Below are 17,562 nucleotides of genomic sequence, written 5' to 3' on the forward strand. Positions count from 1 at the left end.
CATAGGCACGTTCGCGCAAAACTTCAAACGGACAACGCGCCAGATCGCCGGAACGATACCGACGTTCGGTAAAAAAGCCCCCAACGCGGGTGCGCAGCCTTGGCGCCTCGGTTTTCGTCGGCCCCGCGAGGGTTCCGTGCGTCCCGGACGCGCCACCCCCATTGCCCCCGCCTTGCGTGCCTGCTAAGCGGCGCGCCCATGGACAAGGAGCGCGGTTTCGCCCGGCACGCTCGGTGTCCGGCGACTTTCCAGCTTCTAGGTCGCGGCGGTCCTGCGCCGGCGGCATGGCAGCGACCATCGAGGAACAGGATTCACGCATGACCGACACGACCGACACCGTCGCCAATGGCGCCGACACCCAGCCCCAGATCGGCCTGATCGCGCAATATGTGAAGGATCTCTCGTTCGAGAACCCGAACGCGCCGGCCGTCTACCAGTGGCAGGAGCAGCCGCAGATCGACATCAACTTCAACATCAGCAACAACCAGATTGCCGATGATGTGTACGAAGTCGCGCTGAAGGTGAGCGCCAAGGCCGTGGCCGAGCAAGGCACCGCCTTTGCCGTCGAACTGGTGTTCGCCGGCCTCTTCGGCATCCGCAACGTGCCCGATGACCAGATGCGCCCGTTCCTCTATGCCGAGGCGCCCCGCCTGCTCTTCCCCTTCGCCCGCCGCGTGCTGGCCGATGCGGTGCAGGATGGCGGCTTCCCGCCGCTCATGCTCGATCCCATCGATTTCGGCGCCCTGTACGTTCAGCAGCAGGCCCAGATCGAGGCCGCCGCGCAGGGCGAGCCCGCCGGCCACGCCTGATCATCCGTCAGTCCGGCATAGAGGAAGGGTCATGCCCATGCGCCTTGCCTTTCCTCGCCTGACTGCAGCCCTTCGCCGCCCGGCCGCTCCCCAGCGCTGCCGGGCGGTGCCGGTTCTGCCGGCCCGAATATTGTCGACGTCGATACTGACGGAACAGCCATGAGCCTGCTGCGCTCCACCGGCACCATCGGCGCCCTCACCCTCGTCAGCCGCGTCCTCGGCATGGTGCGGGACATGCTGATGGCGCGCTATGTCGGCGCCGGTTTCGCGTCGGACGCGTTTCTGATCGCCTGGCGCCTGCCCAATCTGTTCCGCGCACTGTTCGCCGAGGGCGCTTTCTCCGCCGCCTTCGTGCCGATGTTCAACCGTATCATGGGCAAGGAGGGCGCCGATAATCCGGAGGCCGGACGCGCGGCGGCGATTCGCTTTGCCGGTCAGGTGCTCTCGGTCCTCTTTCCCATCCTTGTCGCGCTCACCATCGTCATGATGCTCGCCGCCGGACCGGTCGTGTGGGCGATGACCGGCGGCTTCCCGGATGGTGGGCCGGAGAAGTTCGCGCTCGCGCGCCATCTCACCATCATCACCTTCCCCTATCTCGGGCTGATCTCGCTCACCTCGCTGCTCGGCGGCATTCTCAACAGCTTCAACCGCTTCTGGGTCAATGCCGCAGCGCCGTCCCTGCTCAACCTGTGCATGATCGGGGCGCTGCTGTTCTTCCGCGGCGACACGGAGATCGAGACGGCCGTCACTCAAGCGATTGCCGTCACGGTCTCCGGCGCGATGCAATTGCTCTGGCTGATCTGGTCCTGCCGCCGGATCGGCGTGGCCCTGAAGCTGTCGGCCCCGCGCCTCTCGCCACAGGTGAAGGCGATGCTGCTGCTGATCGCGCCGGCCGCCATCGGCCAGGGCGCTATCCAAATCAACCTGCTCATTTCCACCTCGCTCGCAGCGCGCTTCCTGCCGCAGGGCTCGGTGAGCTGGATCTATTATGCCGACCGGCTGAACCAGCTGCCGCTCGGCCTAATCGGCATCGGCGTCGGCACCGCGATGCTGCCGCTCATCTCCCGACAGATCGGCGCCGGCGACACCCGCGCGGCCAATGAGACGCAGAACCGCGCGCTGGAGCTGGCGCTGTTCCTCGCCTTGCCCGCCGCGATCGCCCTGTTCGTTTCGGCCGTGCCAATCATCCGCGGCGTCTTCCAGCATGGCGCCTTCACGGCGGAAGATACGCTGGGCGCGGCGGCCGTGCTCGCCGCCTTCGCACCGGGCGTCCCCGCCTATGTGCTCATCAAGGTGTTGACCCCCGGTTTCTACGCCCGCGCCGACACGAAAACGCCCGTGCGGATCGCCTTCATTGCCATGCTGGTCAATCTGGTGGGCAATCTCACACTGATCTGGCGGTTCGGTGCCGCCGGCATTGCCGCTTCCACGGCCCTCTCGGCCTGGGTGAACGTCGCGCTGCTCTACTGGACGCTCAGCCGCAAGGAGCATCTCACCCTCGACGCGCGCTTCCGCGCCAAGGCGCTGCGCATCGTCGCAGCGGGCGCGCTGATGGGCGCCGCGCTCTGGGCGGGCAACCAGCTTCTCGACGCGCATATGGCCGCCGGCTTCTGGCGCCGCCTCATCGCGCTCGGCCTGCTCTGCGGTGGCGGCGGGCTGGTCTACGCCATCGCCGCCATCGGCTTTGGCGCCTATCGCATTGCCGAACTGAAGGCGCAGTTGCGGCGCAGACCACGCTAAGGCGCCCCCTCCCGATTGTTCGCCCGGCTTGACGCCAAGCCTCACGGACGACAGAGCGGGGCTCTTCTTATAAAGCAGGACTTTCCTCATGCGCGTGCTCTCCGGCATCCAGCCGACCGGTAATCTCCATCTGGGCAATTATCTGGGCGCGATCCGCAACTGGGTGCGGATGCAGGATGAGATGGATGCGGAGTCGCACTGCTTCTTCTTCCTGGCGGACATGCACTCGATCACCGTCCACGAGACGCGCGAGCAAAGGCTGGCCAATGTACGGGACATGGCCGCCGCGCTAGTGGCGTGCGGCATCGACCCGGATCGCTCGGTGCTGTTCAATCAGGCACGCGTGCCGGCTCATGCCGAGTTGTGCTGGTTGCTGAACGGCACGGCGCGGATCGGCTGGCTGAACCGCATGACCCAGTTCAAGGACAAGGCGGGCAAGAATCGCGAGGGCGCCAGCGTCGGTCTGTTCGTGTATCCGGTTCTGCAGGCCGCTGACGTGCTGCTGTATCAGGCCACCCATGTGCCCGTGGGCGAGGACCAGAAGCAGCATCTGGAGCTGACCCGCGACATTGCAGTCAAGTTCAACGCCGATTTCGGCGTGGAGCTGTTCACCCTGCCCGATCCGATCATCCCCAAGGAGACGGCGCGGATCATGAGCCTGCGCGATGGCACAGCGAAGATGTCCAAATCCGACCCCAGCGACATGAGCCGGATCAACCTGACGGACGACAGCGACACCATCGTGCAGAAGGTGCGCAAGGCCAAGACGGACGCCGAGCCGCTGCCGGCCGAGGCGGCGGGTCTGGCCGGGCGGGCCGAGGCGCTCAATCTGGTCGGCATCTACGCCACCCTTTCGGGCACCACGCCCGATGCGGTGTGCGCGCAGTTCGCCGGGCAGGGCTTCGGCGCCTTCAAGCCCGCGCTGGCCGATCTTCTGGTGACGCACCTCGCGCCGATCCGGGAGCGGTTCATTGCGTTGCAGGAAGATCATGCCGCGCTCGATGCCATATTGGAAAAGGGTGCCGCAGCGGCCGCAAAGGCAGCCGAGCCCACCCTGCGCGGCGCCTATGAGGCGATGGGATTGATGCGCTGAGCCGAAGGCCGCTGCGCCGTTTCGACACACGACACACCGATTGCAGGAACCGCATTCAACGCCAGTTCATTTGACCTAAGGTATCAAGGCGTACACTACGTCCTAGAGGGTGTACTCGCCCGAGAAACGGAACCGTCTTATGAACAGCAAGCGTCTCCTCGTCACTGCAGCGGCCTCGCTCCTTGCGCTTGGCCTCGCAGGCTGCGCCTCGCCCTTCAAGGCGGATGTGGCCCGCTTCCAGCAGCTTCCGCCCGCGCAGGGCCAGAGCTTCACGATCATGCCCGGCGAACAGGATTTGGCCGGCAGCCTTGAATTCCAGCATTATGCGGATCTGGTCGCGCAGCGTCTGGTCGATCAGGGCTATACCCGCGCGGCGGACCCGGCGAGCGCGCAGCTCGTCGTTGAGCTGGATTATGGGGTGGATCGCGGTACGCAGCGTGTCCGCTCGACCGGCTTTGCCCGCTCGCCCTTCTACGATCCCTTCTATTATCCCGGCTACTACCGTGGCTGGCGCGGCAGGTATGTGATGGGCTGGAACGATCCCTTCATGTGGGGACCGGGCTATACCGATATCGAGAGCTACATGGTCTACCAGAGCGATCTGCACATGCGGATCAACCGGGTCGGCGGCGAGCCGCTGTTCGAGGGCACCGCCCGCGCCCAGTCGCTCAGCAACAAGCTGACCTATCTGGTGCCGAACCTGATCGACGCGCTGTTCACCGGCTTCCCGGGGCAAAATGGCGAGGAGATCCGGGTGACCGTGGCGCCCGAACCCAAGAAATAAGCTTTCCGCAAATTGTCGAAGAGGCCGGTGCCCTCCCAATGGGTGCCGGCCTTTTTCGTGCGTTGGTCAGGCGGGCGTGTCGCTCCCGCCCGCGCCGAGCTTCTGCTTGCGGAACAGCGTGCGATCGGTCTCGCCGAACGCCACCTTCCACATCAGCACGCAATAGACAGCCAGCGTGAGCGGCAGGCCAACCACCAGCTCAATCCATTCGAGCCGGCGCGGGAGCAGCGTAAAGCCGAAGCCGAGAAGCCCGGCCACGACACCGCACAGCACAAGGCTCGACCGCCAGATTGGCAGACGCATCCCCAACAGCCCGCCGAGCAACCGGGATTTGGCGAGGGCGCCGCAGCCAAGCGCAATGGCCAGCGCCACCGCTGGCATCGCCGCGACATAAGCATCCGCCAACTCATAACGGCGCGCCATGATGAGCAGGCCGACGGTTAGCATCGCCTGCAGACCCACGGTGGCGAGCGAGAGATAGAGGTTACGCAAGCGAGCCAGATAGACCAGCGCCGCCTCGCTCACCACCGCCGGGCTGGCCAGCACTTCCGCCGCCAGCAGGCCGCCAAGTGCAGCCGCGCCGATCACGAAGGTCGGCCCGACCAGCCCCATCACCGCCTCGCCCGGCATCGCCAGCGCCACGGCGACCCCAAGCTGCGCCGCGACGATCCAGAAGCCGACCTGGCTCACCTGACGCCCGATCGCCTCATGATTGCCGAGCGCGATGTTGCGGGTGATGACCGGGCCGAGAATCGGCTCGAAGCTGGTCTTGAGCTTCTGCGGCAGGGAGGCGACCTGCTGCGCGACATAATAGATGCCGACGATCGCGGGAGACGCAAACAGGCCCAGAATCGCGAGATCGAGGCGCCGTGTACCCCATTCGATGGCGTCAGCGCCGGCCAGCGGCAAATTGCGCATGGCCAGATGCCAGATCCGCCCCGGATGCGGTCGCCAGCCGCGCGGCAGGCCATAATGGCGCATCAGCGGCCAGAACGCCGCCAGCATCGCGGCCGCCATTGAGGCGACATAAGCCAGGATCAGCCCGTCGCGCGGCGAATAGAAATAGAACGCCAGCGCCGCGATGCTGATCGTCCACGGCTCGACAATCGCGCGCGCGCGCACCGTCGCGGCGATGTTGTATTGATAGGCACAGGCTGCCAGCGCCACCTCGGTCGTCGCAATGGCGATGACGATCAGCGGCAGCAGCCGGTCCAGCCCGTTGAGGCCGCTATTGGGGAACATCGCCTCAGGGAAGATGATGAGCAGGCCCGCCGCCACGGCGCTGACGAGGATGCACAGCCACATGGCATCGGCAACGACATGGGCCTGCGGGCGGCTGTCCTTCGCCAATTGCTCGGCCAGACCGCGCTTGAGGCCCATGGTCGCGAGTTGGGCGGCAAATTCGATGACCAGCACGGCATAAGCGAAGCGCCCGAGCGTCGCCGCGCCATAGAGCCGCCCGGCAATGAACAGGAAGGGAATGCGCGCCGCCAGCCGCAGCACGAAGCCCAGCACATTGGCCCTGCCGCCCCGCGCCAGCGCCGAGATGTCATCGCGTTCGGCCTGCTCGGCCTCGCCACGCGCTATGGTCATGCAAGGCGCTCCCCGGCGCGGGCCGTTGCGCCGCGCCAGCCAGCCATAGGCGTTGCGATCGATGTGCGCAAAGTCTCTTGGTCCCTCATTCGGCGCGTAACGGCCGGGCCAGCAGCGCGGCGATCACATCGTCAACGCGCGACGCGCCGGAAAGAAGCGCGCAGACGGCTTCGGTCACGGGCATGTCGATGCCCTGTGCGCGCGCCGCTTCGTGCAGCACCGGTGCCGTCGAGGCGCCTTCCGCCACCGTATGGCGATGGGCCAGCAGCGCATCGGGGGATTGCCCCTGCCCCAGCCCATAGCCCAGCGCATAATTGCGGGACCGGGTCGAGGAACAGGTCAGCACCAGATCGCCGAGACCCGACAGGCCGGCCATCGTCTCCGGCCGCCCGCCCCGAGCCAGGCCGAAACGGGTCATTTCCGCGAAACCGCGCGCAATCAGGGCCGCACGGGCATTCTGCCCCAGTCCCGCGCCCTCGACCACGCCGCAGGCAATGGCGAGGACGTTCTTGACCGCGCCGCCAATTTCGGCGCCCACCACATCATCCGAAACATAGGGCCGGAAGGTCGGTCGCGCGATCACATCGGCCAGCAGCCGCGCCAGCGCTTCTTCCTCAGCAGCGAGCGTGACAGCCGTCGGCAGGCCGGCGGCGACCTCATGCGCGAAGGTCGGGCCCGAGAGCACCGCCACCGGCGAGCCGGGCATCACCTCGCGGGCGACTTCGTGCATCAGCAGGTGCGACCCGGCCTCGATGCCTTTCGAGCAGAGAATCAGCGACTGGCCCTGCGGCGCGAACTGGGAGAGGACGGCGCGCATCGACTGGGAGGGCGTCACGACCAGCAACGCCCCGGCGCCGGCGAGATCGCCCGGCGCCTGCGTCGCCCGAATGCGTGGCGAGAGGGGCTGGCCGGGCAGATAGGTCTCGTTCTGGCGGCGCGTGTTGATCGCCTCCACCACCGCGCCATTGCGCGCCCAGAGCAGCACGTCGCTGCCCCCTTCCGCCAGCACCTGCGCCAGCGCCGTGCCCCAGGCGCCACCGCCGAGCACGCCAATCGGCCCGGCGGCGTTCATGCCTTCACCCCCGCGCCGCGCACCGTCTCGGCGCTCGGGTCCAGCGGCCAGCGCGGGCGCGCCGCCACGGCGAGATCGTCCACAAGGCCGAGCGCGAACCGCTCCGCCCCAGCCCAGCCGATCATCGCGGCATTGTCCGTGCACAGCCAGAGCGGCGGGGCGACGAATCGCAATTCGTGCTGAGCGGCTAGCCCCTCCAGTGCGCCGCGCACGCCCGCATTGGCGGCCACACCGCCAGCGACGACCAGCGCCGTCGGCCGGCCCGTCATGGCTTCCAGAGCGCGCTTGGTGCGGTCGACCAGACAATCGATCACTGCCTGCTGGAAGCTCGCCGCGATGTCGGCATCCGCCCACTGCCCGCTCTCGACTGCGCGCATCACGGCGCTCTTAAGGCCGGCGAAGGAGAAATGCGGCTCGCCGCTGCCCACCAGCGGACGCGGCAGCGGCACTGTGCGCGGATCGCCCTGCGCCGCCAGCGCCTCGACCTTCGGTCCGCCGGGAATGCCGAGGCCGAGCAGCTTGGCGGTCTTGTCGAACGCCTCGCCCGCGGCATCATCGATGGTCGTGGCAAGCCGGCGATAATCTCCCACGCCGCGCACTTCGAGCAACTGGCAATGTCCGCCCGAGACCAGCAGCAGCAGATAAGGGAATTCCAGCGATGGATCGGCCAGACGCGGTGACAGCGCGTGGCCCTCCAGATGATTGACCGCAATCAGCGGCTTGCCGGCCGCATGGGCCAGCGCCTTGCCGGTGACAAGGCCGACCATCACGCCGCCGATCAGCCCCGGTCCTGCGGTCGCCGCAATGGCATCGACATCCGCAAGGCTGAGCTTGGCGTCAGCCAGCGCCGCTTCCACCAGCGGAATCAGCGCCTCGACATGCGCGCGCGCCGCGATTTCCGGCACGACGCCGCCATAAGGACCGTGCGCCGCTTCCTGCCCCGCGAGACGGTGGGCAAGGATCGTGCGATCGCTGGCGACCAGCGCAGCCGCCGTTTCGTCGCAGCTTGATTCCAGACCGAGGATGATGGGCATGGCACTTTCCTCTAGAGACGTGCGCGCGCAGGGTCTATCGGCATTCGCCATCATGCCCGAGCAGTTTCCCTCGCCCACCGCCCCGTTGCGCCTCGGCACACGCGGCTCCCCCCTTGCGCTGGCCCAGGCAGAAATGACGCTGGCCGCTCTTTCGCTCGCCCACGGCCTGCCCCGTGAGGCGCTGGAGATCGTCGTCGTCACCACCAGTGGCGACCGCATTCAGGATCGCGCCCTGGCCGAACTGGGGGGCAAGGCGCTGTGGACCAAGGAGCTGGATCGCGCGCTTCTGGCGGGCGAGATCGATTGCGCGGTGCATTCGATGAAGGATGTGGAAACGATCCGGCCGGAGAGCATCCACATCGCCGCGATGCTGCCGCGCGCTGCGGTGGAGGACCGGCTGATCGGCGCGCCGAGCATCGAGGCTTTGAAACAGGGCGCGCTCATCGGCACCGCCTCGCCCCGCCGCGCCGCCCAGCTGCGGGCGCTCCGGCCAGACCTGCGCACGACGCTGCTGCGCGGCAATGTTGCGCGCCGCCTCGCCAGCGTGGAAGCCGGCGAGATCGATGCGACGCTGCTCGCGGCGGCGGGCCTCAACCGGCTCGGCATGGAAGAGGTCGGCGCCACCGTGCCCGCCGAGGTCATGCTGCCCGCCGTCGCGCAGGGCGCGGTCGGCATCGAATGCCGCACCGATGATGAGCGGATGCGCCGCCTGCTCGCCGCGATCAGCGATGCGCCGACGCAAACCTGCGTCTTTGCCGAACGCGCGCTGCTCCTCGCGCTGGGCGGCAGTTGCCACTCGCCCATCGGAGCGCTGGCGCGGCTGGCCGGCGCCGGCGTGCATCTGCGCGGGCAGATCTTGCTGGAGGACGGCAGCGAGCAAGTCTCCGGCGAGATCATGCTGCCCACGGGCGACACCGCCGGCGCCGCCGCGCTGGCTGCGCAATTGCTCGATGGCGCCTCCCCAGCCCTGCGGAGCCTGTTCACGCCGTGAACCGCCCCTATCTCATCCTGCGCCCGCAGCCGGGCAATGATGCATCCGCCGCCAAGGCAACCGCACTCGGCCTAGAGGTGGTGCAATTGCCCCTCTTCGAGGTGGTTGCGGTCAACGAAGAACCGCTCCCGCAAGACCCGTTCGACGCCCTGCTCGTCACCAGCGCCAATGGCGCGCGCTACGGCGGTGAGGCACTGGCCTGCTTCCCGGACCTTCCGATCTATGTGGTGGGCGAAGCCAGCGCGGACGCGGTGCGCGAGGCTGGCCACCCCGATGTCATCATCGGCGGGGGCGATGCGGCCTCCACCGTCCCCATGATCGTCGCGGCCGGCCACCGGCGCATCCTGCATGTCTGCGGCGAAGAAACGCGCCCCTTCGACCCGCTCGATCTCAGCATCACGCGCCATATCTGCTACCGCACCGAGGCGCGGGACATGCGGCGCTACACCAAGATGCTGGTCACCATGCCGCCCTCCGTCATCGCCGTGCATTCGCCCGCCGCCGGGCGGCGCCTCAACGCGCTGATGCCGCCTGCCTGCCGCAACCATTTCCTCATCGCGATCAGCCAGGCCGCGGCAGACGCCACCGGATCGGGCTGGCGCCGGGTGAGCGTCGCGCCGGAGCCGAACGATAGCGCCTTGCTGCGCCTCGCAACCTCGCTATGTATAGGCGCCTCTTGAGGGATCGGGCAGAACAGATGGACGGCAACGCACCGGAAAACGGTGTCGGTGAGATGACGGACCGAGCGCAACCGCCGCGCCGGAGCCGATTGCGGCTGATCGTCGCCTGCTCGCTGATCGCCTTCCTGCTCGGCCTCGGTGCGATGGCCTGGATCATGACCAACTGGGATCGGCTGTCCTTCGGCCCCGGCGGCGATCCGGCGGCACTCACAGACGATATGAACGCCGCGCAGAACGGCGCCGAGAGCGGGGCGAATGGGCAGGCGCCGGATGCCACGCGGTCGCGCGGTCTCTCCGACGTCACCGAACGCCCCGAAGATCGCGTGCTGACGCTGGAGCAGCGCCTCAACCGCATCTCGCTTGCTGCGATTGCGGCCTCTGGCCATGCCAACCGGGCCGAGGCGATGATGATCGCCTTCGCCGCCCGGCGCGCGCTCGATGCCGGCCAGCCGCTCGGCTATATCGAGGGCCAGCTCCGCCTTCTGTTCGGCGATGCGCAGCCCAAGGCCGTCGCTACCATCGTCAACGCCGCGGCGCAGCCGGTGACGCTCACCACACTGCGCCAGGGGCTGGAGCAGGTCCGCAGCACCGCCCAGCGCGGCGACCCGAATCAGGGCTGGTGGTCGGCGGCGATGCGGGAATTGCGGGGTCTGGCCGTGATCCGCCACGTTGGCGATCCCTCCCCAGAGCTGGACGAGCGCATCACGCGCGCACGGATGTTCACCGAATCCGGGCAGATGGAAGCCGCCATCGATGAAATCGCAGCGCTTCCGGCCCAGCCGGAGGCCGAGCTGTGGCTGGAGCAAGCCCGCCGCTACAAGGAAGCCCGGCGCGCGCTCGATGTCATCGAAGCCGCCGCCATTCTGGAGCCGCGCGCCGCGCCCATCGTGGCGCCCGCCCCGTTGCCCATCGAGACTGAAGCAAGTCCGCAGCCCTGACCGCGCAGTGCTTCGTTAAGCCAGAAAGATTGTCGCGAGATCGGCGGGCACCCGCGCCAGCCGGCCCGTCTCCTTGTCGATCATCGCCCAGGTCGTCCGTGCATTCACCTTGGGCGTGCCATCGGCTCCGGTGAAGGCGATCATCCGATCGAACCGGGCGCCGCGCGGCGGCTCCTCGATCCAGGTCCGCGCGAGGACCGTCTCGCCTTCGGTCACATTACCGCGATAATCGATCTCGTGCCGCGTCACGACCCACACATAGCGGGCCTGCGCGTCGGGCGGGGCTAGCGATTCCCAATGGGCAGTGGCAAGCTGTTCCATCCATCGCACCCAGACGGCATTGTTCACATGGCCCATGATGTCGATGTCATCGGGGCCGGCCGTGAAGTGCTGCTCGAATGCCTTACCCATGGCCGCCCCCATGGCCGCCGGCGCCCTGCCCGGCTTCATCCATGCCAAGCTGCCACAGGATGAAGGCGAATTCCTCCGCCGTTTCCCGGAGCGATTCCCAGCGACCGGACTTGCCGCCATGGCCGGCTTCCATATTGGTCTTGAGCAGCAGCACATTGTCGTCGGTCTTGAGCTCGCGCAGCTTTGCGACCCATTTCGCCGGCTCCCAATAGGTCACGCGCGGATCGTTGAGGCCGGCCGTCACCAGCATCGGCGGATAGGCCTGCGCCTTCACATTGTCGTAGGGCGAATAGCTGGCGATCAGGTCGTAGGCGGCGGCATCCTCGATGGGGTTGCCCCATTCCGGCCACTCGCCCGGCGTCAGCGGCAGCGTCTCATCGAGCATCGTGTTGAGCACATCGACGAACGGCACATGCGCGACCACGGCGCCCCACAGATCGGGATCGGAATTGACGATGGCACCCATGAGTTCGCCGCCAGCCGAGCCACCTGACGTCGCGATCTTGCCCGCCGAGGTGTAGCCAAGGGCGATCAGCCCCTTCGCCACATCGACGAAATCGTTGAACGTGTTGGTGCGCTTCTCCAGCTTGCCGTCCTTGTACCATTGCTGGCCAAGGTCATCGCCACCCCGGATATGGGCGATGGCGAAGGCGAAGCCGCGGTCGACGAGGCTGAGCCGCGTGGTGCCGAAGCCCGGCTCGATGGCAATGCCATAAGCGCCATAGCCATAGAGGTAGAGCGGCCGCGAGCCATCGAGCGGATGGTCGCGCCGGTGCAGCACGGAGACGGGGATCGGCGTGCCGTCCCGTGCAGTGATCGTGAGGCGCTGCGTGGCGTACAGCGCCGGATCGAAGCCGGACGGAATCTCCCGCACCTTGAGGGTTTCGCGATGTCCGTCGGCCAGGCGATAGTCGAAGATCGTCTCTGGCGTGACCATCGATTCATAGCTCAGCCGCAACGTATCGACATCATATTCGGGATTGTCGTCCAGCCCGGCGACATAGCTCGCCTCGGGGAAATCGAGGCGCTTGGGCGTGTTGGTGGCGTAATCGCGGATCTCGACCTGATCGAGGCCATTCTCGCGTCCTTCGGTCACGTAGAAGCGTTTGAACAGGCTGAAATCGGTCAGGTAAAATGCGTCCGACGCAGGCAGAACCTCTTCCCACTGGTCCGGCGTCTCGATGCGCGCGCGGGCCAAGCGGAAATTGGGGTGGGTGTCGTTGGCGCGGATATAGAGCCAGCCCTCATGCTCATCCACGTCATATTCGCGTTCGGGCACGCGGGCGGAAACGAGGATCGGCGCGGCGGTCGGGTCGCCGGCCGGGACCAGCCGCACCTCGCTCGTCACATGATCGCCGGTGGCGATGACGATCCAGTTTTCCGCGCAGGTGAGGCCCACAGAGACGCGGAACCCTTCGTCCGCCTCATGGTACAGCATGACATCCTGCGCCACATCGCTGCCCAGCCGGTGCAACATCGCGCGATCCGTGCGCCACTGGGCGTTGGCCGGAGCATAGACGAGCGCGCGATCGTCGCGGGTCCAGACCAGCGCCGAGAGCACGTCCGGAATGACGTCCGGCAGCATCTCGCCGGTTTCCAGATTGCGGATGCGCACCGTGTAGCGCTCCGACCCGTTGTCATCGATCGCATAGGCGAGCAGGCGGTCATCATTGGAAATCGCGACGCTGCCGAGCCGGAAATAATCCTTCCCCGCTGCCAGCGCGGGCTCATCGACGATCAACTCGTCTGCGGATCCATCCTCCGCCGCGCCGACCTTGCGGCGCCAGTGGCGGCGATATTGCTCGCCCGCCTCGAAGGTACTCCAATAGACATAAGCCCCGTCCTTCTGCGGAACGGAGCCGTCCTCCTCCTTGATGCGGCCCTTCATCTCCGCGAACAGCGCATCGACCTGGCTCTTGCGCGCCGCCATATGCGCCTGGAAGTAAGTGTTCTCGGCCGTCAGATAGTCGAGCACGTCGCGATCCGTCACCTCGGGATAACCGGGATCGCGCAGCCAGGCCCAGGGGTCGTCCAGCGTGCGATTGTGGTGGGCGGTGCGGTGGGGGCGTTGCGCCGCGCGGGGCGGCTGGAGCGTATCGGTCATCCCCGCCAGATAGGCGCTCGCACCGCCGCGCTCAATGCCGTCAATAGAGCGCCGCCAGTGCGAGGCAGGTCGTCACCCCGACCACGACGTTCATCGGCAAGCCGATCCGCAGGAAATCGGCGAACCGATAATTGCCGGCCGCATAGACCATGGTGTTGGTCTGATAGCTGATCGGCGTCGCGAAACTCGCCGAGGCCGCAAACATCACCGCGATCAGCAAGGGGCGCGGATCGGTGCCGAGGGTCGTCGCCAGGCCGATGGCAATCGGCGTCATGATCACCGCCACCGCATTGTTGCTGACGGCTTCGGTGAGCGCACTCGACGCAAAATAGACGATGAAGAGCAGCACCAGGGGGCTGGCGCCCTCCAGCAACGGTCGCATCGCGTTGACCAGCAGGGTAATGCTCCCCGCCTGATCGAGCGCCGTGCCAACGCACAGCATGCCGTAGATCAGCACCAGCACATCGCCATTGATGGAGCCCCAGGCTTCATCGCCATCGATGCAGCGCGCGGCGAGGACGATGCCGACGGCGATCAGCCCGGCGACCATGATCGGGACGAGCCCCAAGGCGGAAAAGACGATGGTGCCCGCCAGCGCGGCGACCGCGATGGGGGCCTTGGTCGGGCGAAAGGCCACGCCTTCGGTCTCTTCCACCCCGATGAGGTTCTGGTTCTCGCGCAGCGCATTGATGGCCGCCTCTGACCCGGTGACAAGCACCGTATCGGCAGCGCGCACGCGGCTATCGGCCAGGGTCGGCCCGGCGTCATGGCGATGCCGGGTGATCCCCAGCAGCCGCACCGGCAGCACGTTGAGGAACGGGATTTCGACCATCCGGTTACCGATGCTCGGGTGACCGGGTGAAATGATCGCTTCCACCACCAGCGGCGCGTCGGCTTTGGTGTTGCCGACCGTCGCGATGCCAAGCTCGATGTCCTTGTTAGTCCGCAGGGTCATCAGATCGGCCAACTTAGCGCGCACCACGAGGCGGTCGCCCGCCATGAAGGGCTCGTCCATGGCCTCGATCAGCTGGCTCCCCCGCTGGATGCTCACCAGTCGAACCCGCTTGAGGAGACCGCTTTCGGAAAGGTCTTTGCCGATCAGGCCGCTATCCCGTACGATCCTGATCTCGCTCAGGAACACCCGGTCCGCGTCGCTGTGATAGGGCGCGCCGTCACCATCCGGGAGCAGGAAGCGCCCCAGCACCGCAAGGGCGACAGTCCCGGCGGCGGCCACGATGATGCCCACAGGCGTGATCTCGAAGACGCTAAATGGCGCGACGCCCAGATCGCGCGCGACGCCATCGACCAGAAGATTGGTCGACGTGCCGACTAGCGTCAGGGTTCCGGCCAGCATGGAGATGTAGGACAAAGGAATGAGCAGCTTCTTGGCGGAAACGTTGATCGCCGAGGCCAGCCGCAACACGATGGGGATCATGATGACCACGACCGGCGTGTTGTTCATGAACGCAGCCGCCGCCAGCAAACCAACGACCAGCTCGATCATCGCGCGGATCGGATGCGCCTTGGCGCGGGCGACGATCCAGTTGCCGATCACATCCAGAATGCCGGTGCGGGTCAACGCGGCCGAGAGCACGAACATGGAGGCAATGGTGATCGGTGCGGGATTGGCGAATGCGCGCAGCAGCGATGCGCTGTCCAGCAAGCCCGTGACGAGGAAGGCGCAGACGCCCAGCACGGCGATCACCGTCGCCGGATAGCGCTCCCGCACGAACGCCACGAAAAGTCCCACAAGGATGACGAGCCCGACAAGGGCCTGGTTGGCGTCGATGATCGCAGAGAGCCAATCAAACATCACCCTCCCCTAACGCCCCTGTCGGACCGCGTCGAGCAGCCCCGTCGGCTATGGCAATGTCAAGCCTGTCGAGACGAGCGGCCCGCCGCCGTCACATCTGCGTCTCATACTCCGCCGTGACATCCTGCTTGGTGCCGGTGAGCCGCACGACACGCCGTTCGCACAACACCGGCACAGCCGTCAGCCGCATCCAGCGCAAGGCACCATCCGGCCGGCGCAGCCGCGCATCCATGGTGAAACCGCGACGATGGCGAATCGAATAGGCCCGCAGCGACTCCATCGCCGCCCGCGAGTCCGCCAGATAGATCGATGTCGCCAGTGACCGTGTCAGCTTCTCTTCCACGGGGATGCCGAACAGATCGTAGACGGCTCTGGACCATGTCAGGCTTTCGTCGGTCAGCCGGCAGCTCCACAGGCCAATGCCCTGATTGTCCAGCGCGCTCTCCTCCCGATTCACCATGGGCATGATCGGCAGGCGCCAGCTTGCCTCGTAAACCGGCCAGCTATGCGTGAGAAAAGGCGTTTGCCCGGTAGTCATAGGGTGATCTTTGCTCTGGTCCTGATCGCATGAGCGTCCCGGTCTTGTTCGCCAGCAGTGGCGGCAAATGCTGGCAAGCCGTATGGAAACGCTTATGCTGTCCGGCAGAGATTAACGAGCGCCCCTTAAAAATGAACGAATGCGGGCGCGAACAGGAACGCTTGTCCATGTCTACCCATGAAGATCGCCTGCGCGCCCTGCGCGCCCACCTGACCCGCCAGTCGCTCGACGGATTCGTCGTGCCGCTCACCGATGAGCATCTGTCCGAATATGTCGGCGGCTATGCGCAGCGGCTCGCCTGGCTCACGGGGTTTCTGGGCTCGGCGGGCAGCGCGGTGGTCCTGCCGGAGGAAGCCGCGATCTTCACGGACGGGCGCTACACCCTGCAGGTACGCGATCAGGTGGATGGCGCGCATTGGCAGTTCGAGAGCGTGCCGCAAACGAGCGTCGCCGCATGGCTCGGCATCCATGCCCCGGCTGGCGGACGGATCGGCTATGATCCCTGGCTGCACACCCGCCGATGGGTCGAGGAGGCGACACGCGCGCTTGCCGGCAAAGGCGCCATGCTCGTGCCGGTCGACCATAATCCCGTCGATGCCGTGTGGGACGATCGGCCCGATCCCAGCAAGGCCCGCCTCGTGCCGCATGAAGACCGCTATGCCGGGCAGAGCAGCGCCGCCAAGCGCGCCGACATGGCGGACTGGATGAAGGCGCAGGACGTGGACGCCACCGTCCTCACCGCGCTCGATTCCATCGCCTGGACCTTCAACATTCGTGGCGCGGACGTGACCCATACACCGGTCGCGCTGGCCTATGCCCTGCTCCATGCGGACGGCAAGGCGCAGCTCTTCGTCGACCTCGCCAAGATCGATGCCGATGTGCGCGCGCATCTTGGCAATTCAGTCGACATTCTGGATCGCGCTGCCTTCAGCGATGCGCTGGCAGGGCTTGCCGGCAAGGCCGTCGCTGTCGACCCCGACCGCGCTGTCTCCGCGATCTTCGAGGCGCTGGACAAGGCCGGCGCCCTGATCAAGCCGCTGCGCGATCCCGCTGTTCTGCCTAAGGCCGTGAAGAACCAGACCGAGATTGCCGGCCACAAGTCTGCGCAGGCGAGGGATGGCGCGGCCATGGCCAAGTTCCTCCACTGGCTGTCCATCGAAGGCCCCAAGGGCGGGCAGACCGAAATCAGCGTGTCGGACCGGTTGCAGGCGTTCCGTGAAGAAACCGGCGCGCTCGTGGACCTGAGCTTCGACACGATTTCCGGCTCCGGCCCCAATGGCGCCATCGTCCATTACAAGGCGAGCGAGGCGACGAATCGGCCCGTCGAGAGCGGCACACTTCTGCTGGTCGATTCAGGCGGGCAATATCGCGACGGGACGACCGATATCACCCGCACCATGGCCATCGGCACGCCCACGCAGGAGATGCGGCACCGCTTCACGCTGGTGCTCAAGGGCCATATTGCGCTCGCCTGCGCGCGCTTTCCGGCTGGCACGCGCGGCAGCCAGCTCGACGTGCTCGCCCGGCAATTCCTGTGGGCCGAGGGGCTGGATTATGCCCATGGCACCGGCCACGGCGTCGGCAGCTTCCTCTCGGTGCATGAGGGCCCGCAGCGCATCGCGACGTTCGGCGGCGGGGACGAACCGCTGCAACCCGGCATGATCCTCTCCAACGAGCCGGGCTACTACAAGACCGGCGAATATGGCATCCGCATCGAGAATCTGGTGCTGGTAGTGGACAGCGGCACCGGCGAAAACGACCGGCCCTTCTATGCCTTCGAGACGCTGAGCCATACGCCGATCGATCGCGCCCTCATCGCCGTCGACGCGCTGACCCCGGCCGAACGGGCCTGGGTGGACGCCTATCACGCGCGCACATTAGCGATCATCGGGCCGCAGCTGGATGGCGAGGAGCTGGCATGGCTGCAGGCTACCTGCGCGCCACTCACTGCTGACTGACAGG

The 17,562-nt window shown here is 66.7% G+C and carries 15 protein-coding genes; 8 read left to right on the forward strand and 7 right to left on the reverse strand.

Annotated elements, in window-relative coordinates:
• The first annotated feature begins 317 nt into the window (after nt 1-317).
• The 4 genes from secB to M2343_RS10540 all read left to right on the forward strand — a co-directional run bounded on the left by secB (nt 318) and on the right by M2343_RS10540 (nt 4,426).
• Nucleotides 318-809 carry a protein-export chaperone SecB gene (gene secB / locus M2343_RS10525; RefSeq protein ID WP_264576595.1) on the forward strand — a complete coding sequence of 164 codons (492 nt, stop codon included), beginning with the start codon at nt 318-320 and terminating at the stop codon, nt 807-809.
• Nucleotides 810-968: 159 nt separating this feature from the next.
• Nucleotides 969-2,549 (forward strand): murein biosynthesis integral membrane protein MurJ, encoded by a 1,581-nt coding sequence (gene murJ / locus M2343_RS10530; RefSeq protein ID WP_264576596.1) that lies wholly within the window; start codon nt 969-971, stop codon nt 2,547-2,549.
• 88 nt (nt 2,550-2,637) lie between these two features.
• Nucleotides 2,638-3,642: a tryptophan--tRNA ligase gene (gene trpS / locus M2343_RS10535; protein WP_264576597.1), complete on the forward strand. Its 1,005-nt coding sequence runs from the start codon at nt 2,638-2,640 to the stop codon at nt 3,640-3,642.
• A 139-nt stretch (nt 3,643-3,781) separates the two neighbouring features.
• A complete protein-coding gene (locus tag M2343_RS10540; RefSeq protein ID WP_264576598.1) occupies nt 3,782-4,426 on the forward strand; it encodes a DUF4136 domain-containing protein in 645 nt (214 codons plus the stop codon).
• A gap of 66 nt (nt 4,427-4,492) precedes the next feature.
• Here the strand turns inward: M2343_RS10540 and M2343_RS10545 are convergent, their stop codons facing one another.
• The 3 genes from M2343_RS10545 to tsaD all read right to left on the reverse strand — a co-directional run bounded on the left by M2343_RS10545 (nt 4,493) and on the right by tsaD (nt 8,125).
• Entirely contained in the window at nt 4,493-6,019 is a 1,527-nt protein-coding gene (locus tag M2343_RS10545; protein ID WP_264576599.1) for a lipopolysaccharide biosynthesis protein, read from the reverse strand.
• Nucleotides 6,020-6,104: 85 nt separating this feature from the next.
• Complete coding sequence (locus M2343_RS10550; protein WP_264576600.1) at nt 6,105-7,091, reverse strand: NAD(P)H-dependent glycerol-3-phosphate dehydrogenase; 987 nt, start codon at nt 7,089-7,091, stop codon at nt 6,105-6,107.
• On the reverse strand, nt 7,088-8,125 hold the full coding sequence (tsaD, locus tag M2343_RS10555; RefSeq protein ID WP_264576601.1) for a tRNA (adenosine(37)-N6)-threonylcarbamoyltransferase complex transferase subunit TsaD: 1,038 nt from the start codon (nt 8,123-8,125) through the stop codon (nt 7,088-7,090). Before tsaD ends, M2343_RS10550 begins: the two co-directional genes overlap by 4 nt.
• 52 nt (nt 8,126-8,177) lie before the next feature.
• On the opposite strand from tsaD, the gene hemC reads away from it, so the two are divergent.
• From hemC to M2343_RS10570, 3 genes are read left to right on the forward strand one after another with little or no spacing between them, the layout of a single operon-like run.
• Nucleotides 8,178-9,116 carry a hydroxymethylbilane synthase gene (hemC, locus tag M2343_RS10560; protein WP_264577543.1) on the forward strand — a complete coding sequence of 313 codons (939 nt, stop codon included), beginning with the start codon at nt 8,178-8,180 and terminating at the stop codon, nt 9,114-9,116.
• Nucleotides 9,113-9,796: a uroporphyrinogen-III synthase gene (locus M2343_RS10565; protein ID WP_264576602.1), complete on the forward strand. Its 684-nt coding sequence runs from the start codon at nt 9,113-9,115 to the stop codon at nt 9,794-9,796. The genes hemC and M2343_RS10565 overlap by 4 nt, the downstream gene beginning before the upstream one ends.
• Before the next feature lie 17 nt (nt 9,797-9,813).
• Entirely contained in the window at nt 9,814-10,734 is a 921-nt protein-coding gene (locus tag M2343_RS10570) for a hypothetical protein (protein WP_264576603.1), read from the forward strand.
• A gap of 15 nt (nt 10,735-10,749) precedes the next feature.
• Here M2343_RS10570 and M2343_RS10575 read toward each other — a convergent pair whose 3' ends face one another.
• The 4 genes from M2343_RS10575 to M2343_RS10590 all read right to left on the reverse strand — a co-directional run bounded on the left by M2343_RS10575 (nt 10,750) and on the right by M2343_RS10590 (nt 15,600).
• Nucleotides 10,750-11,145, reverse strand: coding sequence for an acyl-CoA thioesterase (locus M2343_RS10575; RefSeq protein ID WP_264576604.1), 396 nt, complete (start codon nt 11,143-11,145; stop codon nt 10,750-10,752).
• Complete coding sequence (locus M2343_RS10580) at nt 11,138-13,249, reverse strand: S9 family peptidase (RefSeq protein ID WP_264576605.1); 2,112 nt, start codon at nt 13,247-13,249, stop codon at nt 11,138-11,140. The genes M2343_RS10575 and M2343_RS10580 overlap by 8 nt, the downstream gene beginning before the upstream one ends.
• Nucleotides 13,250-13,289: 40 nt before the next feature.
• Nucleotides 13,290-15,062 carry an SLC13 family permease gene (locus M2343_RS10585; RefSeq protein WP_264576606.1) on the reverse strand — a complete coding sequence of 591 codons (1,773 nt, stop codon included), beginning with the start codon at nt 15,060-15,062 and terminating at the stop codon, nt 13,290-13,292.
• Nucleotides 15,063-15,153: 91 nt separating this feature from the next.
• On the reverse strand, nt 15,154-15,600 hold the full coding sequence (locus M2343_RS10590) for a PAS domain-containing protein (protein ID WP_264576607.1): 447 nt from the start codon (nt 15,598-15,600) through the stop codon (nt 15,154-15,156).
• 167 nt (nt 15,601-15,767) lie between these two features.
• On the opposite strand from M2343_RS10590, the gene M2343_RS10595 reads away from it, so the two are divergent.
• Nucleotides 15,768-17,558, forward strand: coding sequence for an aminopeptidase P family protein (locus M2343_RS10595; RefSeq protein WP_264576608.1), 1,791 nt, complete (start codon nt 15,768-15,770; stop codon nt 17,556-17,558).
• The last annotated feature ends 4 nt before the right edge of the window (nt 17,559-17,562 follow it).

The sequence above is a fragment of the Sphingobium sp. B8D3B genome (assembly GCF_025961875.1).
Classification (GTDB): domain Bacteria; phylum Pseudomonadota; class Alphaproteobacteria; order Sphingomonadales; family Sphingomonadaceae; genus Sphingobium.